The 23,473-nt window shown below is 74.1% G+C and carries 22 protein-coding genes and 1 pseudogene (1 of these 23 only partly in view); 7 read left to right on the top strand and 16 right to left on the bottom strand.

Annotated elements, in window-relative coordinates; all coding sequences use genetic code 11:
• Nucleotides 1-587, bottom strand: the 5' portion of a protein-coding gene (locus A6F73_RS20515; protein ID WP_063349146.1) for a stage II sporulation protein M. 418 nt of this gene lie to the left of the window's left edge; the window shows 587 of its 1,005 coding nt (coding positions 1-587); the start codon lies at nt 585-587; the stop codon falls past the left edge of the window.
• 289 nt (nt 588-876) lie between these two features.
• Between A6F73_RS20515 and A6F73_RS44070 the strand changes: the two genes are divergently transcribed.
• Entirely contained in the window at nt 877-1,830 is a 954-nt protein-coding gene (locus A6F73_RS44070) for an RDD family protein (RefSeq protein WP_063349145.1), read from the top strand.
• A 60-nt stretch (nt 1,831-1,890) separates the two neighbouring features.
• On the opposite strand, the gene A6F73_RS20505 is transcribed toward A6F73_RS44070, so the two are convergent.
• Nucleotides 1,891-2,541: a hypothetical protein gene (locus A6F73_RS20505; protein ID WP_063349144.1), complete on the bottom strand. Its 651-nt coding sequence runs from the start codon at nt 2,539-2,541 to the stop codon at nt 1,891-1,893.
• A 111-nt stretch (nt 2,542-2,652) separates the two neighbouring features.
• On the opposite strand from A6F73_RS20505, the gene A6F73_RS20500 reads away from it, so the two are divergent.
• Both A6F73_RS20500 and A6F73_RS20495 read left to right on the top strand, forming a co-directional pair.
• Nucleotides 2,653-3,165: a SigE family RNA polymerase sigma factor gene (locus A6F73_RS20500; RefSeq protein WP_063349143.1), complete on the top strand. Its 513-nt coding sequence runs from the start codon at nt 2,653-2,655 to the stop codon at nt 3,163-3,165.
• Nucleotides 3,162-4,235, top strand: coding sequence for a hypothetical protein (locus A6F73_RS20495; RefSeq protein ID WP_063349142.1), 1,074 nt, complete (start codon nt 3,162-3,164; stop codon nt 4,233-4,235). The genes A6F73_RS20500 and A6F73_RS20495 overlap by 4 nt, the downstream gene beginning before the upstream one ends.
• Nucleotides 4,236-4,329: 94 nt before the next feature.
• Here A6F73_RS20495 and ahcY read toward each other — a convergent pair whose 3' ends face one another.
• The 6 genes from ahcY to A6F73_RS20465 form a co-directional block, all read right to left on the bottom strand.
• The gene (gene ahcY / locus A6F73_RS20490; protein ID WP_063349141.1) at nt 4,330-5,778 is read right to left on the bottom strand and encodes an adenosylhomocysteinase; all 1,449 of its coding nucleotides are present in this window, start codon (nt 5,776-5,778) and stop codon (nt 4,330-4,332) included.
• 375 nt (nt 5,779-6,153) lie between these two features.
• The gene (locus tag A6F73_RS20485) at nt 6,154-7,131 is read right to left on the bottom strand and encodes a cation diffusion facilitator family transporter (RefSeq protein ID WP_063349140.1); all 978 of its coding nucleotides are present in this window, start codon (nt 7,129-7,131) and stop codon (nt 6,154-6,156) included.
• A 76-nt stretch (nt 7,132-7,207) separates the two neighbouring features.
• Nucleotides 7,208-8,482 carry an SIS domain-containing protein gene (locus A6F73_RS20480; protein ID WP_063349139.1) on the bottom strand — a complete coding sequence of 425 codons (1,275 nt, stop codon included), beginning with the start codon at nt 8,480-8,482 and terminating at the stop codon, nt 7,208-7,210.
• 66 nt (nt 8,483-8,548) lie between these two features.
• Nucleotides 8,549-8,731 carry a Trm112 family protein gene (locus A6F73_RS20475; protein WP_063349138.1) on the bottom strand — a complete coding sequence of 61 codons (183 nt, stop codon included), beginning with the start codon at nt 8,729-8,731 and terminating at the stop codon, nt 8,549-8,551.
• Between the two features lie 83 nt (nt 8,732-8,814).
• On the bottom strand, nt 8,815-10,200 hold the full coding sequence (locus A6F73_RS20470; protein WP_063349137.1) for a phosphomannomutase/phosphoglucomutase: 1,386 nt from the start codon (nt 10,198-10,200) through the stop codon (nt 8,815-8,817).
• Nucleotides 10,201-10,391: 191 nt separating this feature from the next.
• A complete protein-coding gene (locus tag A6F73_RS20465) occupies nt 10,392-10,835 on the bottom strand; it encodes a DUF3499 domain-containing protein (RefSeq protein WP_079136306.1) in 444 nt (147 codons plus the stop codon).
• Nucleotides 10,836-10,920: 85 nt separating this feature from the next.
• On the opposite strand from A6F73_RS20465, the gene A6F73_RS20460 reads away from it, so the two are divergent.
• Entirely contained in the window at nt 10,921-11,373 is a 453-nt protein-coding gene (locus A6F73_RS20460) for a metallopeptidase family protein (protein ID WP_079135840.1), read from the top strand.
• A 53-nt stretch (nt 11,374-11,426) separates the two neighbouring features.
• Here the strand turns inward: A6F73_RS20460 and A6F73_RS20455 are convergent, their stop codons facing one another.
• From A6F73_RS20455 to A6F73_RS20445, 3 genes are all read right to left on the bottom strand, one after another.
• Nucleotides 11,427-13,157, bottom strand: a complete 1,731-nt coding sequence (locus A6F73_RS20455) for a DUF5719 family protein (RefSeq protein ID WP_279634921.1) — start codon at nt 13,155-13,157, stop codon at nt 11,427-11,429.
• Nucleotides 13,158-13,163: 6 nt separating this feature from the next.
• Complete coding sequence (locus A6F73_RS20450) at nt 13,164-17,015, bottom strand: glycosyltransferase family 2 protein (RefSeq protein ID WP_063349135.1); 3,852 nt, start codon at nt 17,013-17,015, stop codon at nt 13,164-13,166.
• 217 nt (nt 17,016-17,232) lie between these two features.
• Nucleotides 17,233-17,505, bottom strand: a complete 273-nt coding sequence (locus tag A6F73_RS20445; RefSeq protein ID WP_063349134.1) for a WhiB family transcriptional regulator — start codon at nt 17,503-17,505, stop codon at nt 17,233-17,235.
• Between the two features lie 623 nt (nt 17,506-18,128).
• Between A6F73_RS20445 and A6F73_RS20440 the strand changes: the two genes are divergently transcribed.
• The 3 genes and pseudogenes from A6F73_RS20440 to A6F73_RS20430 all read left to right on the top strand — a co-directional run.
• A complete protein-coding gene (locus tag A6F73_RS20440) occupies nt 18,129-18,752 on the top strand; it encodes a cysteine dioxygenase family protein (RefSeq protein WP_244293444.1) in 624 nt (207 codons plus the stop codon).
• 104 nt (nt 18,753-18,856) lie between these two features.
• On the top strand, nt 18,857-19,816 hold the full coding sequence (gene cofD / locus A6F73_RS20435; protein ID WP_063349133.1) for a 2-phospho-L-lactate transferase: 960 nt from the start codon (nt 18,857-18,859) through the stop codon (nt 19,814-19,816).
• A 31-nt stretch (nt 19,817-19,847) separates the two neighbouring features.
• Nucleotides 19,848-21,143: pseudogene (locus tag A6F73_RS20430) on the top strand (coenzyme F420-0:L-glutamate ligase); the annotation flags it as partial.
• Between the two features lie 4 nt (nt 21,144-21,147).
• Here the strand turns inward: A6F73_RS20430 and A6F73_RS20425 are convergent.
• The 5 genes from A6F73_RS20425 to A6F73_RS20405 form a co-directional block, all read right to left on the bottom strand.
• On the bottom strand, nt 21,148-21,417 hold the full coding sequence (locus A6F73_RS20425; protein WP_063349131.1) for a type II toxin-antitoxin system RelE/ParE family toxin: 270 nt from the start codon (nt 21,415-21,417) through the stop codon (nt 21,148-21,150).
• Entirely contained in the window at nt 21,414-21,686 is a 273-nt protein-coding gene (locus A6F73_RS20420; RefSeq protein WP_063349130.1) for a type II toxin-antitoxin system Phd/YefM family antitoxin, read from the bottom strand. Before A6F73_RS20420 ends, A6F73_RS20425 begins: the two co-directional genes overlap by 4 nt.
• A 128-nt stretch (nt 21,687-21,814) precedes the next feature.
• The gene (locus tag A6F73_RS20415) at nt 21,815-22,261 is read right to left on the bottom strand and encodes a PIN domain-containing protein (RefSeq protein WP_063349129.1); all 447 of its coding nucleotides are present in this window, start codon (nt 22,259-22,261) and stop codon (nt 21,815-21,817) included.
• Nucleotides 22,258-22,512: a type II toxin-antitoxin system prevent-host-death family antitoxin gene (locus A6F73_RS20410; protein WP_063349128.1), complete on the bottom strand. Its 255-nt coding sequence runs from the start codon at nt 22,510-22,512 to the stop codon at nt 22,258-22,260. The genes A6F73_RS20415 and A6F73_RS20410 overlap by 4 nt, the downstream gene beginning before the upstream one ends.
• 25 nt (nt 22,513-22,537) lie before the next feature.
• Complete coding sequence (locus A6F73_RS20405; RefSeq protein WP_107452921.1) at nt 22,538-23,455, bottom strand: DNA-3-methyladenine glycosylase; 918 nt, start codon at nt 23,453-23,455, stop codon at nt 22,538-22,540.
• Between the last annotated feature and the right edge of the window lie 18 nt (nt 23,456-23,473).

Here is a 23,473-nt window from a genome sequence, read left to right as displayed (position 1 = left end):
CCGAGGTTGACCACGTTGGTCCACATCACCCAGAGCACCGGGAGACCCAGCGCGATCCCGAACAGCAGGCACTGCACGGCGATCCAGGCGTTGTTCGTCCAGACCTGTGCGGCGAACGAACTCGCCGGGCGGTCCGAGTAGTACGACTCGTACTGCCCGCCGGGGCGGGTCATCTCCCGCAGGTGATCCGGGGCGACCAGGCTGTTGCGGACCTCGGGGTGGGTGGCCATCCACCAGGCGAGCACCGCGGTGGCCAGCAGCGAGACGACCGCGACCGGCACCCACCAGCGGCGCGCGCGGTACAGCGCGGCCGGGAAGCTCACCGTGTAGTACCGGGCGACGTCGTGCCAGCCGCTGCTGCGCGATCCGGTCACCGCGCTGCGGGCCCGCGAGACCAGGCCGGTCAGCCGGCTGAGCAGGGCCGGGTCCGGTGCGGCGGCCTGGACCTTGGCCAGGTGGCCGGTGGCGCGCTGGTAGAGGGTGACCAGTTCGTCGGCCTCCTCCCCGCTGAGCCGGCGCCGTCGGGCGAGGGCGTCCAGCCGTGCCCACTCCCCCTGGTGGGTGGCGACGAAGACGTCCAGGTCCATTCGGCGGCTCCATGGTCGGCGGTGGGCGCGAGGGGCCCGGTCGCGGGCGGACGGGCGGGTAGGTACGGACACGCGCGGCCCAGCATGCCAGGAGCGGTGGGCACCCCGGCCGCCGGGATCTCACTTCCCGTGCGGCCACCGGGCGCCGTATGTTTGCGGCTGCGGATCAGACTGCGGAGAGCAGGTCGTGGGGGCCGGTCCGGGTGACGTCCCTCCCCTCGTCCGTGCCGCCCTCGGCGGCCTCCATGAGTGAGCTGTACGGCTCCACGAACGTGAACGGACAGGTGTCTTGAGCGACCTGGTGACGGGTGAGGCGGTCGTCCTCGACCTGCAGACGGCGAAGCTTCCCAGCCGGGCGCTGGCGATCACGCTGGACCTGCTCGTGGAGTTCGCCGCCCTGTTCCTGGTCTCGCTCACCCTGAGCGTCGCCCTGATCGGACTGGACGGTGCGGCGCTGGCGGCCACCCTGATCGGGCTGCTGGTGTTCTTCCTGGTGGCCGTGCCGGTGATGGTCGAGACCTTCAGCCACGGGCGCTCGCTCGGCAAGGCCGCGCTCGGCCTGCGGGTGGTGCGCACCGACGGCGGCCCGGTGCGGTTCCGGCACTCGCTGGTGCGCGGGCTGGTCGGCTTCATGGAGCTGGTCGCCATGACCGGCGTGCCGGCGGTGATCACCTCGGCCGTGAACGCGGACGGCAAGCGACTGGGCGACATCTTCGCCGGGACGGTGGTCGTCCGCGAGCGCACCCCGGGTGGTGGGACGCCGCCCCCGCTGCCGCCCGTGCACCCGCACCTGCTCCAGGCGATGGGCCGGGAGCTGGTCGCGATGGACCTGTCCGCGGTGCCGGAGCCGCTCTGGCTGGCGATCCGCCAACTGCTGGGCCGCATAGGCCAGTTGGACCCGGCGGTGGCGCTCCAGATGTCCACCCGGCTGGCCGGCGACCTGGCCGCCCGAACCGGTCACCCGGTGGCGCAGGGGCTACACCCGGCGGCGTACCTGGGCGCGGTGCTCACCGAGCGCCAGCGCCGGGAGTGGACGCGGGCCCAGGCGCAGTGGCAGCGGACCGCGGCCCCCGCACCCGCCGCGTGGCCGGCTCCCGCGCCCCAGCCGGCCGCCCCCTCCTTCGAGAAGCCCGCCCCGCCCACCGCCGACCAGCCGTCCCCGGCACCGGCACTAACCCCGGCCCCGGCACCGGCACCGTCCTCGACACCGGCCCCCGACACCGGCTTCGCGCCGCCCGCCTAGGCTCACCGCGCCCTCGGGCCCGCCGCCCGGCCCACCCAGCCCGGCCCGCGCAACCCGGACCTACTCCCCGAACTGCGCCGGCCAGGCGTTCGGCGGCGACGCCAGCTCCTCCAGTTCGATCCCGTCGGCCGCCAGCACCACGTCCCCCGCGAGGTGCACGACCTGCTGCTCGCCGGTCTCCAGGTCCGCGACCTGGTACCGCTCGACCAGCAGCGGCCCGGAGTCGGTCTGGTGCGTGTCGACACCCTCCAGCAGCCACCCCTGGTCGAAGGTGCGCGGCGCCAGCACCGGTTCGGTGAACGCGACCAGCCGCACCCGCGCGCTCGCCCCCTCCCGCAGCCGCAGCAGCCGGGCGGTGGCGACCAGGAAGGCCGGCGAGCCGCCGGTGAACCCGTGCGCCCGGTCGTGCCCCTCCACGCTGTGCTCGCCGCCCGGGTCCGCCGCGTCCGTCCGGACCCAGGCGACGCCGTCCACCGCGCCGCCGCGCACCTGCCAGCCGCCGGCCCGCAGTTCCATCCGCAGCGGGCGGGCCCGCGAGTCCAGGGTGAGGTCGACGCTGCCGATCACCCGCCCGTCCGGCGCGTAGGTCTTGGAGACGTACCGCCAGCCGGCCGCCCCGGGGGCGCAGCTGAAGCGCTCCTCCCCGAGCAGCACGCGGTCGTGACCCAGAGGAGTCATGGCTGTATGGAGCGTGTACCGGCCGTTGGGCATGTCCGAAAGCCTACGTGCGCATTCGCATGCAACGTTCGGGGCGGGTGCCCGCATTAGGGGGGTGGACGGCGCGCACGAGCGCCGACGGTACGAGGGAGAAGGGGGGCGCAGATGGCGAAGCAGGCACGCGACGAGGAGTTCACGGAGTACGTGACTTCTAGGAGCGGCTGGCTGCGCAAGGTCGCCTATCTGCTGTGCGGGGACTGGCACCGCGCGGACGACCTGGTCCAGGAGACCACCACCAAGCTGTACGTGAACTGGTCACGGGCAGGCCGCATGGAGAACCTGGACGGCTACGCCCGCAGGGTGCTGGTCAACACCTTCCTGGCCGAGCAGCGCACCTCCTGGTGGCGGCGGACCAGCCGGCCGGGCACCGACCTCGACACCGAGTCCATGCCCGTCGACCTCGACGCCTCGCTGGACCTGCGCCACGCCCTGGCGACGCTGCCGGCCCGCCAACGGGCGGCCGTGGTGCTCCGGTACTACTGCGACCTGACGATCGACCAGGCCGCCGACGCCATGGGCTGCTCGTCGGGCAACGTCAAGAGCCAGAGCTCCCGGGCCCTGGACACCCTCCGCGGCAGGCTCGCCGCCCGCCCCACCGTCGCAGGGAGGACGCCATGACCAGCAAGGATCACCACGACCTCACCGCCCGGCTGACGGCCCTCGCCAACGGGTCGGCGCCACCTGCGCGGTTCGACGCCGACCGCTCGATCGCCGAGGGCACCGCCCGGCTGCGCCGTCGCAAGCGCGCCGCGATCGGCGCCGTCGCCGCCGTGACGGTGGCGGTGGTGGCGACCACCGCGCTGCTGGCCCCGGGAAGCGGCACCGTCGCCCCGACACCGCCGGCGGGGCCCACCCCGAGCACCTCGCCGTCCTCGACGCCGACTCCGACCCCCACCCCGACCGTGAGCGGCATCGACCCGCTGACCACCGAGGTCCACTTCGGCTGGCTGCCCGACTGGGTGGGCGGCGAGCAGCACATCGGCTACGAGACCGGCTACCACGGCATCTACGCCCAGGCCCGAGGCGTGGGCGAGAACGCCGCCCGCATCATGCTCTCCCAGTACCCGGCGGGCTCCGAGCCCCCGATGACGGGGGTCAACGTGAAACTCGGCAAGGTCGACGCCGAACCGGTCAACGGACGACCGGCCTACCGGGTGGTCGCCGACCAGCCCGAGCGCTACCAGCCGACGCTGCGCTGGCTGACCCCCGAGGGCCGCTGGGCCGAGGTCAGCGGGAACGGCGGAGTGCCGGGGGACGTCACCGACGAAGTCCTCCACCAGGTGGCCACCGGCGTCCGGTTCGGCCACTGGAACGTCCCGCTGCCGGTGCAGTTCACCGGCCTGCCCGAGACGTTCAAGGCCACCGACGTCATGCTCTCGCGGCCGGACACGGACGGCGTCGGGGCCTGGAACCTGTGGCTGATGTTCCAGGTCGAGGGGAAGAACGTCTCGGTCAGCCTGCGGCCGATCGGGCCGCGCCCGGTCTACACCAGCACGGACGGCTCGCCCTACACCGACCCGCACCCGCCCCTGGAGTCCGTCCAGAACGGGGTGGAGATCTCCATCGGCACCGGAGCCGGCGATCCGCCCTCCCTGGAGCAGCTCGGCGGCCTCCCCTGGATGCTCGCCCACACCAAGGCCCTCGGCCCGGACGCCGCCGCCTGGACCACCGACGTCATCGTGCCCTGAACACAGACCGCCGAACGCGCCGGTGGCCGGCACCCCTGCGCAGGGGTGCCGGCCACCGGCGTACGCCGCACCGCGTCAGCCACGGTTCACCGCATCAGTAGCGGTACTGATCCGCCTTGTACGGGCCCTCGACCGGGACACCGATGTAGTCGGCCTGGTCCTGGCTCAGGGTGGTCAGCTTCACGCCGAGCGCGTCGAGGTGCAGCCGGGCGACCTTCTCGTCCAGGTGCTTGGGCAGCACGTAGACGCCGATCGGGTACTGCTCGGTCTTCGTGAACAGCTCGATCTGGGCGATCGTCTGGTTCGCGAAGGAGTTGGACATCACGAACGACGGGTGGCCGGTCGCGTTGCCCAGGTTCAGCAGGCGGCCCTCGGAGAGGACGATGATGGTGCGGCCGTCCGCCTTGCGCCACTCGTGGACCTGCGGCTTGACCTCGGTCTTCACGACGCCGGGCAGCTGCGCCAGGCCGGCCATGTCGATCTCGTTGTCGAAGTGGCCGATGTTGCCGACGATGGCCTGGTGCTTCATCCGGGCCATGTGGGAGGCCATGATGATGTCCTTGTTGCCCGTGGTGGTGATGAAGATGTCGGCCGTCTCGACGACGTCCTCCAGGGTGGCGACCTGGTAGCCGTCCATCGCCGCCTGGAGCGCGCAGATCGGGTCGATCTCGGTGACGATGACGCGGGCGCCCTGGCCGCGCAGCGACTCGGCGCAGCCCTTGCCGACGTCGCCGTAGCCGCAGACGACGGCGACCTTGCCGCCGATCAGGACGTCGGTGGCGCGGTTGATGCCGTCGATGAGCGAGTGGCGGCAGCCGTACTTGTTGTCGAACTTCGACTTGGTGACCGAGTCGTTGACGTTGATCGCCGGGAACAGCAGCTGGCCGTCACGGTGCATCTCGTACAGGCGGTGGACACCGGTGGTGGTCTCCTCGGTCACGCCCTTGATGGTGGCGGCGACCTCGGTCCACTTGTTCGGGGAGTCCTTGAGGGTGCGGTTGAGCAGCTCCAGGATGATCCGGAACTCGTCGTTGTCCGCGGTGGACGGGTCCGGCGCGGCACCGGCCTTCTCGAACTCGACGCCCTTGTGGATCAGCAGGGTGGCATCGCCGCCGTCGTCCAGGATCATGTTCGGGGTCTTGCCCTCAGGCCAGGTCAGGGCCTGCTCGGTGCACCACCAGTACTCGTCCAGGGTCTCGCCCTTCCAGGCGAAGACCGGCACGCCCTGCGGGTTCTCCGGGGTGCCCTCCGGGCCGACCGCGATGGCGGCGGCCGCGTGGTCCTGGGTGGAGAAGATGTTGCAGGAGCACCAGCGGACCTCGGCGCCCAGGGCGGTGAGGGTCTCGATGAGGACGGCGGTCTGCACGGTCATGTGCAGCGAGCCGGTGATGCGGGCGCCGGTCAGCGGCTTCGACTCGGCGTACTCGGCGCGGATCGACATCAGGCCGGGCATCTCGTGCTCGGCCAGCTGGATCTCCTTGCGGCCGAACGGCGCCAGGGAAAGGTCGGCGACCTTGAAGTCACCGGTGGTGTCGGTCGACATGCGTCTGCTCCTCGCTGATGGGGTGGGCGTGGCCAAGGTCCTGTGTGTGCGGTCGCAGCGGGGCGGGGCCGTACGGGTGCACGGCTACGCCGGGGCGGCCGGATCCGTGGTGCTGGACCGGTTCCCTGCTGCGCAGCACAAACCGTCGGAGGACCTCTCTCCCTCGACCGGGGCACACCCCACAGGGGCGGACCGCCGATCAACCGCCATCAGCAGCGACGTTCTGGCTCTGGTGACGAATCTACACCGGCGGCCCCACCGGCCGTCCGCCGATGAGCGATTTCGGCCTCGGACCGGACGGGTCCTCAAGCGGATCCCAGCCGGCCCCCCTGGTCTGCCCCCGGCCGGCCCCGGCCAGGGGCGGCCCGGCGCCGGTCAGTGCGAGGCGCCGGGCCCGGGCCCGCCGGGGGTGGCCGCCGGGTCCTCGCCCGCGGCGGCCTTCTCGGCGCTGTAGACGTCGGGCTCCAGGTAGATCGCCCGCGCGATCGGGACGACGGCCCGGACCCGCTCCTCCGCCGCGTCGATCGCCTGCGCGACGCGGGCCGCGCTGTCCTCCGCGTTGACCGCGATCTTGGCGGCGACCAGCAGTTCCTCCGGCCCCAGGTGCAGGGTGCGCATGTGGATCACGCCGGTGACGGCCTCGCCGTCCACCAGCGCCTCGCGGATCCGGCGCACCGAATCCCGGTCGGCGGACTCGCCGAGCAGCAGCGACTTGGTCTCCAGGGCGAGCACCACCGCGATCACCACCAGCAGGACGCCGATGCCCAGGGTGCCGACGCCGTCCCAGACGCCGTCGCCGGTGACCACGGTGAGCGAGACGCCGAGCAGCGCGAGCACCAGGCCGATCAGCGCGCCGGCGTCCTCCAGCAGCACCACCGGCAGCTCCGGGGCCTTGGCGGTGCGGATGAACTGCACCCAGCCCTGGCCGCCCTTGGCCTTCGCCGACTCGCGCATCGCGGTGAGGAAGGACCAGCCCTCCATCGCGACGGCGAAGAGCAACACGCCGACCGCCCAGCCCCAGGAGTCCAGCTTCTCCGGGTGGTTGACCTTGTGCCAGCCCTCGTAGATCGCGAACAGGCCGCCGACGCTGAAGAGGACGATCGCCACCAGGAAGCCGTAGACGTAGCGCTCGCGGCCGTACCCGAACGGGTGCTCCTCGTCCGCCTCCCGGCGCGCCCGCTTGCCGCCGATCAGCAGCAGCACCTGGTTGCCCGAGTCGGCGACCGAGTGCACGCCCTCGGCCAGCATCGACGAGGAGCCGGTGAAGCCGAAGGCGGTGAACTTGGCCACCGCGATCGCCAGGTTCGCGGACAGTGCCGCGACCAGTGCCTTGGTGCCGCCTTCTGTACTCATGCTTCGGGTCCCTCCGCCGCAATGGCTGGTCGCGCTGCTCCGTCGAGCGCTTACCGTACCGGCCGTGCGGCGCGGCTCAGGACTGCGCGGCGGCGAGCCCGAGGTAGACGGCGGCGAAGTCGGTCAGCGCGACCAGGTCGGCGAGCGCGTGCAGCGGGTCCGGCCGGCTGGTCGCGTACTCGGTCAGCCGGACGTCGTGGGCGCCGGCCAGCCGGTGCGCGCGGGTGACACCGAAGCTGCGCGGGCCCGCGTCGTCCTCCGGCACCTCGGCCGGCCCGCCCTGCTCCTCGGGCGCGCCGCCGGGACGGACACCGGACTGGGCACCGGGCGCCCCCGGGACGTGCCGCAGCAGCAGGACCTGGAGGTGCAGCGGATCCGGCTCGTCGACCCGGTCGCGGAAGAAGTCGTCCGGGTCCGCGCCCGCGCCCAACTGGCCGGTGAACATGCCGCGGTGGGCGGTGAGCACCTGCGGCAGCGGCCCGGCCAGCGCCGGGCGGCCGGCCCGTTCGGCGAGCTGGGCGGCGAAGCGGGTGGCGACGGCCCCGGCGATCGGGCCCTCGGCCCACAGCAGCGGGACCGTCCCGGCCAGCCGGGCGGCCAGGCCCTTGGCCGGGTTGGTGTACGCGGCGGCGTCGGGGCGGCAGCGGACGGCGGTCGCGTCCAGCAGGTCGGCGACGGCCGGCAGCGCGTCGTACGGCAGCTGGGTGATGCCGATCTTCTGGGCGAGCGCGAGCAGCGGGGCGAGGTGGGACCACAGCGCGGCCGGGTCCTCGGCGGGGAGGTCCGGCTCGGCGGCCGGGCCGGCGGGCGCCTCGTCCTCGGGCAGCGCGGAGGCCACGTACGGCAGCGGCAGCGCGCGCACCTGCAGCGCGGCCTCGGCCAGCGGGCTGCCCGCCGGGGCGGTGACCACGATCGCGCAGCCGCGCGCGTAGGCCTGCTCGGCGAGGCCGACCAGGCCCGGTTCGCCGCCGTCGGCGGAGCTGACCACCAGGAGGTCCAGCGGGCCGGCCCAGCCGGGCAGTTGCCAGCCGAGCCCGGCGGTGAAGGCGGGCGGCGCGCCGGCCCGGTCGGCGCGCGGGGCGGCCGCCTCGGTCGGCGGCAGCGTGGTGATCAGGCCGGCCTGGCCGGCCAGCGCGGTCAGGATCTCGCCCGCCGTCAGGGCGCTGCCGTGGCCCGCGACCAGGACGGCGCGCGGGCGGCCGTCCGGGCGCAGCCGGTCCAGGCCGGCCGCGTCGGCCAGCCGCAGCGCGGTGCGGACCCGTGCGCCGGCGCCGGCCAGGGCCAGCAGGGCGCGGTCGCGGTCGGCGCGCTGCAGGGCGGCCGGGTCGTCGAGCAGGGTGTCGTCGAGCATGCGGCGGGCCTCCGGCTGCTGTCCTGTGCGCGCTGGGCTGGCGGGGTGGGGGCTTCGCCCCAAGGATCAGGCCGGGCGGCGGGCCTCGTCCACCAGCAGGACCGGAATGCCGTCCCGGACCGGGTAGGCGAGGCCGCAGTCCGCGCCGGTGCAGAGCAGCTCGGGCTGCTCCTCGGTGCCGCCCTCGGTGAGCGCGGCCCGGCACTGCGGGCAGACCAGGATCTCCAGCAGGAAGGATTCGAGCTTCATGGGGCTCTCCAAAAGTCGGGGGGTGGCACGGCGGTGCCCCGGCCGATAGGCAACCCTACCGGCCGGGGCACAGGAGGCCTCGGTCAGGCGCGGACGATGGCGAGCACGCCGTCGCGCAGCTCGGCCATCTTCGCCGGGTCCTTGGCCTCGGCGTTCAGGCGCAGCAGCGGCTCGGTGTTGGAGGCGCGCAGGTTGAACCACCAGTCCGGGCCGGCCACGGTGAGGCCGTCCAGCTCGTCGACGGTGGTGCCCTCCAGGCCGGCGTAGGCGGCGCGGACGGCGGCGGTGCTGGCGGCCTGGTCGGCGACGGTGCTGTTGATCTCGCCGGAGGCGGCGTAGCGGTCGTACTCGGCGGTGAGCGCGGACAGCGTGCCGGGCTGCCCGCCGAGCGCGGCCAGCACGTGCAGCGCGGCCAGCATGCCGGTGTCGGCGCGCCAGAAGTCGCGGAAGTAGTAGTGCGCGGAGTGCTCGCCGCCGAAGACGGCGTCGGTGACGGCCATCTCCTGCTTGATGAAGGAGTGGCCGACCCGGGTGCGCACCGGGTTGGCGCCGAGCTCGCGGACCACCTCGGGGACGGTCCAGGAGGTGATCAGGTTGTGGATGACGGTCGGCTCGGCCTCGCCGGCGGCCTGGGCGCGGGCGATCTCGCGGGCGGCGACCAGGGCGGTGATGGCGGACGGGGAGACCGGCTCGCCGCGCTCGTCGACGACGAAGCAGCGGTCGGCGTCGCCGTCGAAGGCCAGGCCGAGGTCGGCGCCGACCTCGCGGACCTTGGCCTGGAGGTCGACGATGTTCTTCGGGTCGAGCGGGTTGGCCTCGTGGTTGGGGAAGGTCCCGTCCAGCTCGAAGTACATCGGGACGAGCTCGATCGGCAGGCCGTCGAAGACGGTCGGCACGGTGTGGCCGCCCATGCCGTTGCCCGCGTCCACGACGACCTTGAGAGGGCGGATCGCGGTGAGGTCGACCAGGCCCAGCAGGTGGTCGGCGTAGCCGCGCAGGGTGTCCTGCTCGGACAGCGCACCGGGCTTGACGTCCTTGGCCGGGACGGTGACGGTGTCGTCCTCGCCCGTCCAGGACTCGACCAGCTCGCGGATCTCGGAGAGGCCGGTGTCCTGGCCGACCGGGGCGGCGCCGGCCCGGCACAGCTTGATGCCGTTGTACTGGGCCGGGTTGTGGCTGGCGGTGAACATCGCGCCGGGCAGGTCGAGCTTGCCGCTGGCGTAGTAGAGCTGGTCGGTCGAGCAGAGGCCGATCTGGACCACGTCGGCGCCGTAGGCGGCGGCGCCCTCGGCGAACGCCCGGGTGAGCGACGGGGAGGAGGGGCGCATGTCGTGGCCGACGACGATCGCGGACGCGCCGGTGACCTGCACGAACGCGGCGCCGAAGGCCCGGGACAGGTGCTCGTCCCACTGGTCCGGGACGACGCCTCGGACGTCGTAGGCCTTCACGAGCTGCTTGAGGTCGCGCACTGCGGCTCCACCCTGGTCTCTGTACTGGTCGGTGTGCGTGTGATCGGCGGCTGGCCGCCCACGGTCACGATACGTCGGGGTCACCGCCCGTTCGGTCGACGGTCCGCGGTGACGGTAGACGGGCAGCGTACCCAAGTCGGACGAACGCCCGGTGCAGGCCCTGGGCGGGGTACGGCGTCGGCTGTGCGGCGTCAGTTGTCCGGCGAGCGCAGGACGCGCAGGTGGCCGCGGCGGCCGCCCTCGGTGGACTCGCCCTCGGACCCGCGGCCCTGACGGGGGGTCTGCGGCCGGGCGGCCTCGCGGACGGCGTTGGCGAGGGCCTCCAGGTCGTCGCTGCTGCGGCGCAGCGGCCCGGCCTCGGCGGCCAGCCGGACGACCTCCCAGCCGCGCGGGGCGGTGAGGCGCTCGGCGTGCTCGGCGCACAGGTCGTAGCAGTGCGGCTCGGCGTAGGTGGCGAGCGGGCCCAGGACGGCGGTGGAGTCCGCGTAGACGTACGTCAGCGTCGCGACGGCCGGCCGGCCGCACGCGGTCCGCGAACAACGACGTACAGAGCTCACGAGGGTGGACGGTACCGCACTCCTCGCCGGGGAGCGAAGACCGCCTGTCCGGCGGGTGTGCCGTGTCGCGGTCCGCACGCCGGTCCACGCCTCCGCCGCCTCGGGCGTTTCCCCGTCGGAGTAGTCCACTTCCGACCGTCCAAGGACTACCCTCGGCAGTGATATGGACAGCTCTGCACCGCAGTCATCGACGGGACCCTCGCGCCGTCCCCGGCATCGCGACCGGCACGGCAGGGGGCTGCGCGGCCCGCTGGCGCCGCCCCAGGTGCCGATCTCGCTCACCCGCTCCGAACTGTTCGACGACTACGTGCGCGAATCGGTGGAGCGTCTTGAACGGCGCTGGCCGCAGCTGATCGAAGTGGAGTTCGCCGTCCAGGAGGTGCCGCTGCACGAGCCCGACGCGGCCGACGGCGAGGACGGCGTGCCGCTGGGGCGGGTGTTGCCGGGCAAGCAGGGGCGCAAGAGCCAGATCGTGGTGTACCGGCGGCCGGTGGAGATCCGGGCGAAGACCCGGGAGGACCGCGCGGCGCTGGTGCACGAGATCCTGATCGAGCAGGTGGCGGAGCTGCTGGGACTGTCCCCGGACGCCATCGACCCGCGCTACGACGAGGACTGAGCACGCGGACGGGGCGGTACCCGGGCCTGCCGGGTACCGCCCCGTCCGACCGGTCAGCGCAGGACGACGCCCGGATCCTGGCCGGCCTGCGGGACCCTGACGGTGCTGTGGTCGTCGCGCAGCGCCTGGATGGTGAACATCGGCACGTCCTTGGCGGGCAGCGAGAGCATCCGGGCGGCCATCACCGGGCCGCCGGAGACGGTCTCGACGGTGAGCGCGAAGCTGCCGTTCAGCCCACCGGGCTCGGGCGCCGGGAGGGCGACCGTGCCGCCGGCCGGCAGCTGGACGTCCTTGCTCACCGGGGTGCCGCCGCCGCTGCCGGCCGAGGCGGTGACCCGGACGGTGGCGGCGTCGCCGGCGGAGGTCAGGAACAGCGTGGACGCGCCGGCCCGGTTGTCGGCGACCGTGGCGCGGGCCCCGACCGGGCCGGTACCGGTGAGCCAGGCCGCGTCGCTCTTGCCGCCGCCCCCGGCCCGGTCGACCCGCAGGCCGGCCACGACCCGGGTCGGGTGCTTGTCGTCGGTGGGCGACAGCCGCAGCCCGGCGACCTCGTCGCGGGTGACCTTGCCGAGGTCGACGGCGGCCACCATGCCCGCCTTGATGTGGATGGACTCGTTGCCGGCCGGGGTGAACCAGCCGTTCTTGCCGGAGAGCTGGATCTTCAGGTCGGCGTCGTCCTCCGGCGGCGCCCAGACCACCAGGTGGGCGGCGGAGGTGTCGGCGGGCAGGCCGGGCAGCACCTGGGTGGCCGCCGGTTCGGCCGAGGCCGGGATCCAGTCGGCGCCCTTGGCACCGTCGGCGGCGTGCAGCGCGGCACCGACCCGCCCGCTGCGGGCGACCACGTGCACGGCGAGGTCGTTGACCGCGCCCTTGCTGATCGTCGGCAGCAGCACGGACTGGGAGCTGCCGGGGGCGACGGTGATGCCGTTGGCGGCGTCGTTCTCGATCAGGCCCTTGTCGCCGTACAGCTTGATGTCGACCACGGCGGCGGAGGACTCGGTGTTCACCAGGCTGACGTAGTCGACCCGGTCGCCGGCCGTGCTGGCCCCGGCGAACCAGAAGCTGGTCCCGGCGGGGGTGCAGGTGAGGCCGGACAGGCCGAGGCCGCGCTGCTCGGTGACCACGGTGGTCTGGGTGACGGTGAAGCCGGGGGCGAGGGCGCCGGTGGCGACGGCCCCGGTGCCGGGCGCGGTGTCGCCGTTGGCGGCCGGGCCGGTGGCCGGGGCGCCGGGCTTGGCCAGGGTCAGCCGGGCGTCGGCGGGCGCGGCGCCCTTGTCCGGGGCGGCCGGGGCGGCCGGGGCGGCCGAGCCGGACGGCGCGGCGGGGGCGCCGGACGCCGGGGCGGAGGGGGCGGTGGTCGGCGGGGTCGCGGGCGCGGCGGCGTCGGAGAGCCAGCCGGCCCCGCCGGTGGCGCCGCCCGTCCCGGGCGGGGTGTAGGCGGTGAGCGTGGTCGAGCCGGTCAGGCCCTGGAGCGGCTGCGGGCAGACCGCCGCCGTCCGCTCGACCTGCGCGGTGGTCGGGGCGACGCCGCCGTCCGCCTTGGCGGGGGCGGCCGGCGGGCGCGTCTCGGCGATCCCGAACACCGCCGCGAGCACGACGGCCGCGGCCAGCAGGGACTGCGTGGTCCTGGTGCCCCCGGACCGCCCGGCCGGCCGGGCGGAGGCCGCGGGCTCCGGCGCCTGGGCCGGGGCGGGCCCGGACTGCCCGGCCTCGGCGGCCTCTGCGGCCTCCGTCGGCTCGACGGCCTCGGGCGCGGACTTCTTCCTGAATGCGGGCTTCTTCATCGCGGGTCAGCTCCCCGATCCGTGCTGGTGCGGGTACCGGCCCGTGCCGTTGGGGTCGTTCGGGTCGTTGGGGTCGTAGTAGGGCTCGGCCTGCGGCTGCCCCGGCACCCACGGCTGCTGGTGCTCCGTCTGCTGGTAGGGCTGCTGCTCGTAGCCGTACTGCTGCTCCTGCGGGTACGGCTGCTGCTCGTAGCCCTGCTGCGGGTACGCCTGCGGCTGGTAGCCCTCGTAGCCCTGGCCGTCGTACCCCTGGCCGCCGTACGGCGCGGCCACCGGCTGCTGGGCCGCGTACTGGTCGTAGCTGTACGGGTCGGCCTGCTGGTACGTCTGGTACGGGTCGGCGTACGGCTCGGTCTCCTGGACGGCGGCGGCCGCCTGGACCGCCTCGGCCATCGGCTCGCCGGCCGGCTGCGCCGGGATCGCGCCCGGCGGGCCCTCGTACACCCCGCCGTCCTCGCCGCCCTCGCCGCGCTCGGCCATCCGGCGGGCCCGGCGGCTGCCGGGGGCGGGCGCCTGCGCCTGGGCCGCGGCGGCCAGCGCGGCGGCGGCCACCACCTCCTCGGGCAGGTCGTCGTCCTTGTGGCTGCGGCGTCCGGGCAGGGCCAGCACCAGGATGGTCAGGCCGAGCAACACCTGGGCCCAGATCCAGCCGGTGTGCGCGAAGCCGTCCTCCCGGGTGACGGTCAGCTTGCCGCCGCCGGCCGGGAGCTTGAAGCCCTGCGCCCAGCCGTCGACCGTGACGGACTCCAGCGCGGTGCCGCCCACGGTGGCCTTCCACTCGGGGGCGGCGGACTCGGCGAGCCGCAGCACCCGGCCGTCCGGGCCGGCCGGAACGGTGGCGGTGAGGTCGCGGGCCCCGGCCGGGACGACCACCGGGGCGGCGCCCGGGGCGGTGATCACCGCGCGGACGGCGGGGGCGCCGGTGACCTGCCAGAGCGCGGAGTCGCCGTCCTGGTTGGCCTTGACCAGGCCGGGGGTGGTGTCCAGGACGTCCTTGTAGGTGCCGATCACCGACTGCTGGACCAGCACGTAGGCGATGCCGTAGCCGGAGAGCGCACCGGCCTGGTCGGCGCCGGAACCGGCCAGCAGGCTGCCGACCATCTTGTTCAGGCCGTCCTGGGTGCCGGTCGCCGGGTCGACGGTGGACTCGGCCTGGCCGAGCGTCAGGCCCGCACCGCGGACCACGGTGTAGCGGACCGCGCCGCCGCCCGGGTCGCCGGTGACGACCAGGGTGCGGGACCGGTCGGTGGTGCCGGCCTCCTCCGCGATGAACGCGGGCACCTGGCCGGCCTGGGCCCGGTGCAGCGGCTTGCCGGCGCCGGTGAGCGCCCACCACAGGCCGGTGCCCAGCGGGGCCAGCACCGCGGCGGCCACCACCAGCGCGGCCACCGGCTGGCGCCAGCCGAAGGCGATCCCGGCCACGCGGGCGTTGGCGCCGTCGGCACCGATCGCGGCGGCCGCCAGCAGGGCGATCCCGGCGATCAGCGAGGCCGGACCGGCCCAGGCGGGCACCGCCGGGCCGCCGGAGGCCGGGGTGACGGAGGTGCCCGCCACCGCGACCGCGAAGACCAGACCCGCACCGGCCGCACCCCAGGCGGACAGCACCGCACGGCGACGGTCGGCGCGCAGCAGTGCGGCGAGCGCGGCGAGCACCACGCCGGCCGACAGCCAGACCGGCGGCACCCCGGCGCCGCCCGGGTTGACCAGCAGCAGGCCGGCCGCGCTCGCACCGGTGCCGTGCAGGCCGGGCAGGCCGGCCTCCAGCAGCAGCCACTGCGGGTGCGCCAGCACCGACAGCGACCACGGCGCCAGCACCAGGACGGGCAGCGCGAGGATCACCAGGACGCGCAGGCCGAGCAGGCGCAGCGCGGCGCCGCCCGAGCCGAAGGCACCGCCGCGGACCACCGCGACGACCAGCGTCGCCAGGCACAGCGGCAGGGCGAGCGCCCAGGTCAACGGCACGAAGGAGGTGGCCAGGGTGAGCAGCAGGACGGTCATCCAGACCGGCCGCCACCCCGGGCGGGCGCCCTTGGCGGCGCTCTCGTCGCGGATGCCGAGACCGGCCGCGATCGCGGCGGCGCGGGCCAGCGGCGGCAGCAGCACGGCGAGGACGGCGGTACCGATCCGGCCCTGGGCGAGCGCGCCGGTCGCGGCGGGCAGCAGCGCGTAGGCGGCGCTGGCCCAGGCCCGGACGAGCTTGGAGTCCAGCAGCGGCCGGGACACCAGGTAGGCGCTGACCGCCGACAGCGGCACGGTGAGCACGACCAGCAGGGTGAGCGCGAGGTCGGCGTGGTCGAACAGCACCCAGGACAGCACCGCGAGCACGCCGAGGTACGGCGGCGCGGCGGCGGCGGAGCCGGTGCCGATCGGATGCCAGGCGTCCGCGTACATCGACCAGAGGCCGCCGGCGCCGTCGGTGGCCGGCAGCAGGGCGCCGCCGAACAGCTCGCCGCTGCCGAACAGGCCGCGGCAGGCGATCAGGGCGAACACCAGCAGGGCCGCGAACAGCACCGGCGCCGGACGCCGGGCCAGCTTCTTGATCAGCGTGAACTGCTCGACGACCAGGTCCTCGTCGTCCTCGCCGCCCGGCCCGGCCTCGACCGTGCCGTGCCGGCCGGTGTCGTCCCCTCCCCCTATGCCGAGGGAGCCGATCACGCCCTCGACGGCGAGCCGGGCGGTGGCGCCGGGCGGCGGGAAGAGCGTGCGGTCGTCCAGGGCGTCGGCGGCCCGGGTGCGGGCGCGCTGCTTGCGCGCGGCCAGCAGCCGGGGGAAGCGGACGAGTTCGTGGCCGAGGCCGGTGAGCTCGTCGAAGGCCTGGCGCGGGTCCTTGCCGAGCAGGTTGGTGACGGCCCGCAGCAGGGTGCCGAGCACCAGCCGCAGCAGGACGTAAGGGAAGAGCGCGCCCTTGCAGTTGGCGAGCAGGGTGTAGACGGCGCCGGCCTTGTCCACCCGGTGCGGGTGGGCGGGGCCGCAGTCGATGGCGCGGCGCTCGCGGCTGGCCGCCTCGGCGTGCCGCAGCACGGCGTCGGGGGCGACCACCACGCGGTGGCCGGCGGCGTTGACCCGCCAGCAGAAGTCGGCGTCGTCGCGCATCAGCGGCAGCGCCTTGTCGAAGCCGCCGAGTTCCTCGAAGACGTCGCGGCGCACCAGCATGCCGGCGCTGGAGACGGCGAGCACCGGGCGGACCTGGTCATGCTGGCCCTGGTCCTGCTCGCGGCGGTCGAGGCCGGTCCAGCGGCGGCCGGAGCGGGCGATGGTGACGCCGACCTCCAGCAGCTGGCGGCGGTCGTACCAGCTGCGCAGCTTGGGGCCGACCACGGCGGCGCTGGGGGTGGAGTCGGCGACCTGGAGCAGCCGGCGCAGCGCGTCGGTCTGCGGCTCGCAGTCGTCGTGCAGCAGCCAGAGCCATTCGACGGGCTGGGTCTCGCGCGGGCCGCCGCGGCCGAGGTCGTCCTCCTGGGCGAGCGGGTCGCCGAAGTCGTCCCAGCCGCCGGTGACCGGGTCGTAGCCGGAGGGGTCGAGCCGGTACGGCAGGTCCTCCGGGCGCAGCGGCGGGCTGCCGAAGACGGCCTCGGCGACGGCGGTGCCGAAGCCGGCCCGGCGGCCGAGGAGCAGCGGGCCGCTCTCGGGCAGCCAGTCGGCGAGGGTGTCCGCGAGCAGTTGCGGAGAGTTGTCGGTGGAACCGGTGTCGACCGCGAGCACCCGCTGGACCTGGCGGTCCTGGCCGAGCAGGCCGGCGAGGGCCTGCGGCAGCCAGCGGGCCCCGTCGTGCGAGACGATCACCGCGGTGACCAGGTGGCGCGGGTAGGCGGGCGGCCTGGCAGCGGTGAAGCCGCTCTGGTGGCTGTAGACGGTCATCGAGTGCGCGGGCCTCAGTTCTCGGTGGACACAGCCGGTGAACGGCAACCGGATGGCGCACCACACTAACGGCTCCGGATGGCGGCTTCGTCCGCGGTGCCGGTGCGGGACCGGTGAAGAGCCGACAGGGAACACGAAAGCGCCCCACCGCCGCGGTGAGGCGCCCGTACTGCCGTGTGGTTGTCGAAGGGTCAGCGGGGGTCGGCGGCCGCCCCGGTCAGACCGCGCTCTTCTTGAGCCGACGGCGCTCGCGCTCGGAGAGTCCGCCCCAGATGCCGAACCGCTCGTCATTGGCGAGGGCGTACTCCAGGCATTCCGAACGGACCTCGCAGGCGAGGCAGACCTTCTTGGCCTCGCGCGTGGAGCCGCCCTTCTCGGGGAAGAAGGACTCGGGGTCGGTCTGGGCGCACAACGCGCGCTCCTGCCAACCGAGTTCCTCTTCCTCCTCCGCGATGCCGTCACCGATCAACAGCTCAAAGAGCTCGCTCATGTGGCGCGCCTCCTCTGCCCCTACTTGGCGTCCCCGTGGTTGCCGTTGCCTCGTGCGGCCGACGACACGAGTGAAATTACAGTTGCGTCACTCTGGCTCAGTCAAGCCGAGCTCTGGTATTGGGGCGAGGATTCACTCCCCGGCACCAAGCCGTTACGAATAGTGTACATATTCGGACACATTGGACCTTCGATCCGAAAGCCCTGAACGGCGTCGAACCAGCCACAACCCTTCGGCGAGTGACGCTCGGTCACCATCACAGGCCGGTCATCGCCCTGCCTTCCCGGCGATCTTCCCATCGAAACATAGAGCGTGATTTATCACCCCATCCGGGCAACTTCTTGGCGTAACCCTCTCGAATGCCGCATCCCTGTGTTTGACACCGGCCCCACGGATGCGGTCTCCTTTCCCCTATGTCAGAGTTCGCCAGCCCCCGGAGCGGTTCCACGCTCCGCCGTGCCGTGAACTCTTGTTGTCGCCTCTGCTCCTGCTGTATCTAGGCGCCCGCGTCCCACCGCGCGCCGCCCCCAGGAAGCACAGAGGCCGCCCGCGATTCCCGTCCCAGGACATCCCGGATCCGGCTGATCCCCGACGAACCAGCCGCCACTCCGAGGACGACTCCCGTGCGTATGACCCGCATCCGCAAGCGGAACCGCGACCGCAACAAACTCGCCCGCCCAAACCCCTCCACCGCCGCGCCCGCCGCGCCCGCCCGGGGCTGGACCGACGGCCTCAGCGACGTCTCCATCGCCGGCGACCCGCTCGCCTTCCCGCACCTGGCCCGCACCGACCTGCCCCGCCACCCCACCACCGTGGCCGGCCACGCCCGGCTGATCCGCGAGATCGCCGCCGACCGCGCCCGCTGGGAACCCCTGGTCCGCTACGACGCGCTCACCCGCTGGTACGCCCGGCTGGAGACCGGCCCCGGCTACGAGGTCTGGCTGCTCAGCTGGCTGCCCGGCCAGAGCAGCGGCTTCCACGACCACGGCGAGTCCTCCGGCGTGATGACCGTCGTCCAGGGCGAGCTGATCGAGCGCTCGCTCACCCGCGCCGGCGAGGGAGCCCGCACCCTGCGCCCCGGCGGGCAGCGGGTCTTCTCCTCCGGCTACCTCCACGAGGTGGTCAACGGCACGCTCGAACCCGCCGTCTCCATCCACCTCTACACCCCGGGCCTCACCGAGATGAACCAGTACGGCGGCACCGCCGTCCCCGAGCAGCACCCGCAGGCCCAGGCCGAGGCGCACTGAGCACCCGCCCGCGTCAGCCCGGCCGTCGCACCCGCCGGCGGCCGGGCCTACGACCGGGCCGGCGACCGGGCTGACGGGCAGTCGGACCGTGGCAGGATGAACCCATGCGCATCGTGGCACTGGCAGGCGGAATCGGCGGAGCGCGCTTCCTGCGCGGACTCCTCGCGGCAGTCGGACCGCAGGACGAGATCACCGTCATCGGCAACACCGGCGACGACATCCACCTCTACGGTCTCAAGGTCTGTCCCGACCTCGACACCGTGATGTACACCCTCGGCGGCGGCATCCACGAGGAGCAGGGCTGGGGCCGCACCGACGAGACCTGGTCGATCAAGGCCGAGATGAAGGAGTACGGCGTCGGCCCCGAGTGGTTCGGGCTCGGCGACCGCGACTTCGCCACCCACCTCGTCCGCAGCCAGATGCTCACCGCCGGCTACAGCCTCAGCCAGGTCACCGAGGCGCTGTGCGTGCGCTGGAAGCCCGGCGTACGGCTGCTGCCGATGAGCGACGACCGGGTCGAGACCCACGTGCGGATCACCGACGAGCAGGGCACCCGGGCGATCCACTTCCAGGAGTACTGGGTCAGGCTGCACGCCGCCGTCGACGCCGAGGCGATCATCCCGGTCGGCGCCGACACCGCGAAGCCCGCGCCCGGCGTCCTGGAGGCCCTCGCCGCCGCCGACGTCATCCTCTTCCCGCCGTCCAACCCGGTCGTCTCCATCGGCACCATCCTCGCCGTCCCCGGCATCCGGGAGGCCGTCGCCGCCGCCCCCGCCCCCGTCGTCGGGCTCTCCCCGATCATCGGCGGCGCCCCGGTGCGCGGCATGGCCGACAAGGTGCTCGCCGCCGTCGGCGCCGAGGCCACCGCGGAGGCGGTCGCACTGAACTACGGCTCCGCACTCATCGACGGCTGGCTCGTCGACACCGCCGACCAGGCCTCGGTCGCCGCCGTCGAAGCCGCCGGGATCGCCTGCCGGGCCGTCCCGCTGCTGATGACCGACGTCGAGGCCACCGCCGAGATGGCCCGGGCCGCCCTCGCCCTCGCCGAGCAGGTGCGCAAGTGAGCGGGCGCGGGCGCGGGCGCAGCGGGGCGGGCGCATGAGCCTGCAGATCCTGCCGGTCGAAGGGCTGCCGGAGATCGACGCCGGGACCGACCTCGCCGCGCTGCTCGCCAAGGCCGGCGAGTACCAGGACGGCGACATCCTGATCGTCACCTCGAAGATCGTCAGCAAGGCCGAGGGCCGGCTGCTGCACGCCGCCGACCGCGAGGCCGCGATCGAGGCCGAGACCGTCCGGGTGGTCGCCCGGCGCGGCCACGCCCGGATCGTCGAGAACCGCAACGGCTTCGTCATGGCCGCCGCCGGCGTCGACGCCTCCAACACCGCCCCCGGCACCGTCCTGCTGCTGCCCGAGGACCCGGACGCCTCCGCCCGCGCCCTGCGCGGGCGGCTCCAGCAGCTCACCGGCCGCCGGCTCGCCGTCGTCGTCACCGACACCTTCGGCCGGCCCTGGCGCACCGGGCTCACCGACGTCGCCATCGGCGCCGCCGGGCTGTCCGTGCTGGAGGACCACCGCGGGCGCACCGACAGCCACGGCAACGAGCTGGCGCTCACCGTCACCGCCACCGCCGACGAACTCGCCGCCGCCGCCGACCTGGTGAAGGGCAAGACCAGCGGCGTGCCGGTCGCCGTCGTCCGCGGGCTCGGCCACCTCGTCACCGCCGAGGACGGCGACGGCACCCGGCCGCTGGTCCGCTCCGCCGTCGACGACATGTTCCGGCTCGGCACCTCCGAGGCGCTGCGCCAGGCCGTCACCCTGCGGCGCACCGTCCGCTCCTTCACCGACACCCCGGTCGACCCCGGCGCCGTGCGCCGCGCCGTCGCCGCCGCCGTCACCGCGCCCGCCCCGCACCACACCACGCCGTGGCGGTTCGTCCTGCTGGAGACGGCGCAGGCCCGCACCCGGCTGCTCGACGCGATGCTCGCCGCCTGGCAGCGCGACCTGCGCGAACTCGACGGCTGGGACGACGCCCGGATCGCCCGCCGCACCGCCCGCGGCGACGTCCTGCGCGAGGCGCCCTACCTGGTGGTGCCCTGCCTCGTCATGGACGGCTCGCACCACTACCCCGACCAGCGGCGCGCCGCCGCCGAACGGGAGATGTTCACCGTCGCCGCCGGCGCCGCCGTGCAGAACCTCCTGGTCGCCCTCACCGGCGAGGGCTACGGCTCCGCCTGGGTGTCGTCCACCATGTTCTGCCGCGACACCGTCCGCGCGGCCCTCGACCTCCCGGACGGCTGGGACCCGATGGGCGCCATCGCCGTCGGCCGCCCCGCCGAACCCCCGCGCGAACGCCCGGACCGCAGCGCCGACACCTTCATCGAGGTGCGGTAGCGGTTCAGAGACCGCGATAGATCTCGCGGCGATTGCCAACGGCCACCACGAGGATCACCAACACGCCGTCGTGGATCTCGTAGGCCACACGGTAGACGCCGACGCGGAGGCGGTAGAGGCCGTCGTGACCCGCCAGCTTCTTGACATCCGGGCCATCGGCGTAAGGGTCCTCGCCGAGAACGGTGAGTGCGGTGAGGATCCGCATCGCATCGACCTGGCTGATGTCACGCAGCTGGCGCCTGGCGTGCGAGGTGAAGCGGAACGCGTACTTCACGCAGCGCTCCCGGAGGAGTCCTTGGGCGAGTCGAACAGGTCGGCCAGGAGCTCGGCCATGGTCACGGTGGGATCGTTCCGGTGCTGCTCGGCCTCACGGGCGAGCAGTTCGTCGGCGGCATCCTCGATGGCATCGAGGATCTCGATCGGCACGACCGCTCCGACCCGCTCGCCCTTCCGAGTGATCACGGTGATCTCGCCGGCCTCGGCCTGGGTGACCACCTCGGCGAGGTTCGCACGCAGTTCCCGGATGCTCAGTGCGTCAGTCATGCATCAAGCGTACACATCGGCGTGTACACCGCACGGCGCTTCCGGTTCATCGCCGCCGGTGGTCGTCGGGGGTGAGGCGCGAACGCCCGGACCGCGGCGCCGACACCTTCATCGAGGTGCGGTGAGGATCAGCCGTCGAGGTCGTCCGGCAGCAGCCGGAAGGCCTTGTGGTTGGTCAGTGGCCTGATCGCACGGAAGTGGCGACGGTCGACGGTCAGCACGGCGTCGGTCCTGAACTCCGCGGCCAGCGCGACGTTGATGGCGTCGGTCAGGCCGATGTCCAGGTCCGGGTACTGCCGCATGACCGCCCGCGCGGTGGCAAGGTGCGCACCCACCTCGGGCACCTCGAAGCGGCCGATCGCACATCGGTCGATGATGTCGTCCAGAACGCGCATCGCCATCGCGGCTCCGAGTGTCCGGTGCGCGAGGTAGTCCAGCTCGGCCAGCACCAGCGGCGAGATGACCAGATGGCCGACCGTACGCAAGGCCTTCAGGCAGGCGTCGTGGTCGGGTTCCTCACCGGCGTATGCGGCGAGCAGGGCGCCGGTGTCACCGACCACCGCGACGTCGGTCACCTGCCGAATCCTTCCATGTGCTGGTCGAGGTCGGCCAGAATGCGCCCGCCGCCGCCGGGGATGACCGGCATGTCGTCGAGCTCCTCCCCCATCGGATCGGTCCGGAAGGGGTAGACGGGTGCGGCCAGGCTCGGCGGCAGGATGGTGGCCACATGCCTGCCGTCCTTGGTGACGGTGACGGTCTCGCCCCGCTCGACGGCTCCTATCACCCTGGCCGTCTGCTGGTTCAGCTCCCGCATGGTTGCTTCCATGCGAGGCAGTGTACTACGGCGTAGTTCATCGCCGCCGGTGGTCGTTGGGGGTGAGGCGGGGGCCGTAGCGGGGGGCGTGGGGGGTGGTGGCCAGCAGGAGGCGGCAGAGGCGGTGGCGGTGCGGGCGGTAGGGCTCCAGCAGGGCGAGCATCTGGGCGTCGTCGCTGCGGGGGCGGCCGGCCAGGGCCCAGCCGACCAGGTTGGGCAGGTGGAAGTCGCCGACCGAGACCGCGTCCGGGTCGCCGTTGCTGCGCTGCAGGGTCTCGGCGGCCGTCCAGGGGCCGATCCCCGGGACGGCGGTGAGCCGGGCGAAGGCCTCGGCGTGGTCCATCGCGGCGGCCTCCTCCAGCCGGGGCGCCAGCCGGACGGCGCGCATGACCGTCGCCGAGCGCTTCGGGTCCACCCCCGCGCGGTGCCACTCCCAGCTCGGCACCAGCGCCCACTCCCGGGCCGACGGCGCCACCCGCATGCCCTCGGCCGGGCCCGGCGCCGCGGTGCCGAAGTCCCGTAGCAGGGTGCGCCAGGCGCGGTAGGCCTCGTCGGTGGTCACCTTCTGTTCCAGGATCGCCGGGACGAGGGACTCCAGGACCAGCCCGGTGCGGGTGAGGCGGACCGCGGCGGTGCGGCGCTGGGCGTCCCGCAGCGGGCCGGGCGGCAGCACCAGGGCCTCCGGATCGTCCTGCGCGCCCAGCAGCACCGGCAGCCGCTCCAGCAGCCACGGCGCACCCGGGCCCCAGGCCGTCGCCTCCACCTCGCCGGCCGCCGGGCGCGCCAGCACCCGCAGCGTGCCGATCCCGGCCGGGGTCCGGGACGCCCGCCAGAGCGCGCCGTCGCCGGTGGTGCGGTACGCCGGGTCGGCGGGGCCCCGGCGCAGCGGCAGCAGCGTCCGGGCGACGTCCAGCGGGAAACCCGGCCGCCAACGCCGTACCGACTCGCCCGTCACCGCCGCGCACCTCCTCCG

This window comes from Streptomyces sp. MJM8645, assembly GCF_001625365.1.
In the GTDB taxonomy this organism is placed as follows: Bacteria; Actinomycetota; Actinomycetes; order Streptomycetales; family Streptomycetaceae; genus Kitasatospora.
Note: the sequence above shows the minus strand (reverse complement) of the source record. Positions and strands in the feature narration are given on the sequence as shown.

Excerpts from the sequence above, each read along its gene's own strand:
- A6F73_RS20420 (WP_063349130.1), bottom strand. The coding sequence starts at position 21,686 with ATGACTGACGCACTGAGCATCCGGGAACTGCGTGCGAACCTCGCCGAG.
- A6F73_RS20455 (WP_279634921.1), bottom strand. The coding sequence starts at position 13,157 with ATGAAGAAGCCCGCATTCAGGAAGAAGTCCGCGCCCGAGGCCGTCGAG.
- A6F73_RS20495 (WP_063349142.1), top strand. The coding sequence starts at position 3,162 with ATGACCAGCAAGGATCACCACGACCTCACCGCCCGGCTGACGGCCCTC.
- A6F73_RS20410 (WP_063349128.1), bottom strand. The coding sequence starts at position 22,512 with ATGGAAGCAACCATGCGGGAGCTGAACCAGCAGACGGCCAGGGTGATA.
- A6F73_RS20475 (WP_063349138.1), bottom strand. The coding sequence starts at position 8,731 with ATGAAGCTCGAATCCTTCCTGCTGGAGATCCTGGTCTGCCCGCAGTGC.
- A6F73_RS20450 (WP_063349135.1), bottom strand. The coding sequence starts at position 17,015 with ATGACCGTCTACAGCCACCAGAGCGGCTTCACCGCTGCCAGGCCGCCC.
- ahcY (WP_063349141.1), bottom strand. The coding sequence starts at position 5,778 with ATGTCGACCGACACCACCGGTGACTTCAAGGTCGCCGACCTTTCCCTG.
- A6F73_RS20445 (WP_063349134.1), bottom strand. The coding sequence starts at position 17,505 with ATGAGCGAGCTCTTTGAGCTGTTGATCGGTGACGGCATCGCGGAGGAG.
- A6F73_RS20460 (WP_079135840.1), top strand. The coding sequence starts at position 10,921 with ATGGACAGCTCTGCACCGCAGTCATCGACGGGACCCTCGCGCCGTCCC.
- A6F73_RS20485 (WP_063349140.1), bottom strand. The coding sequence starts at position 7,131 with ATGAGTACAGAAGGCGGCACCAAGGCACTGGTCGCGGCACTGTCCGCG.
- A6F73_RS20480 (WP_063349139.1), bottom strand. The coding sequence starts at position 8,482 with ATGCTCGACGACACCCTGCTCGACGACCCGGCCGCCCTGCAGCGCGCC.
- cofD (WP_063349133.1), top strand. The coding sequence starts at position 18,857 with ATGCGCATCGTGGCACTGGCAGGCGGAATCGGCGGAGCGCGCTTCCTG.
- A6F73_RS20500 (WP_063349143.1), top strand. The coding sequence starts at position 2,653 with ATGGCGAAGCAGGCACGCGACGAGGAGTTCACGGAGTACGTGACTTCT.
- A6F73_RS20505 (WP_063349144.1), bottom strand. The coding sequence starts at position 2,541 with ATGCCCAACGGCCGGTACACGCTCCATACAGCCATGACTCCTCTGGGT.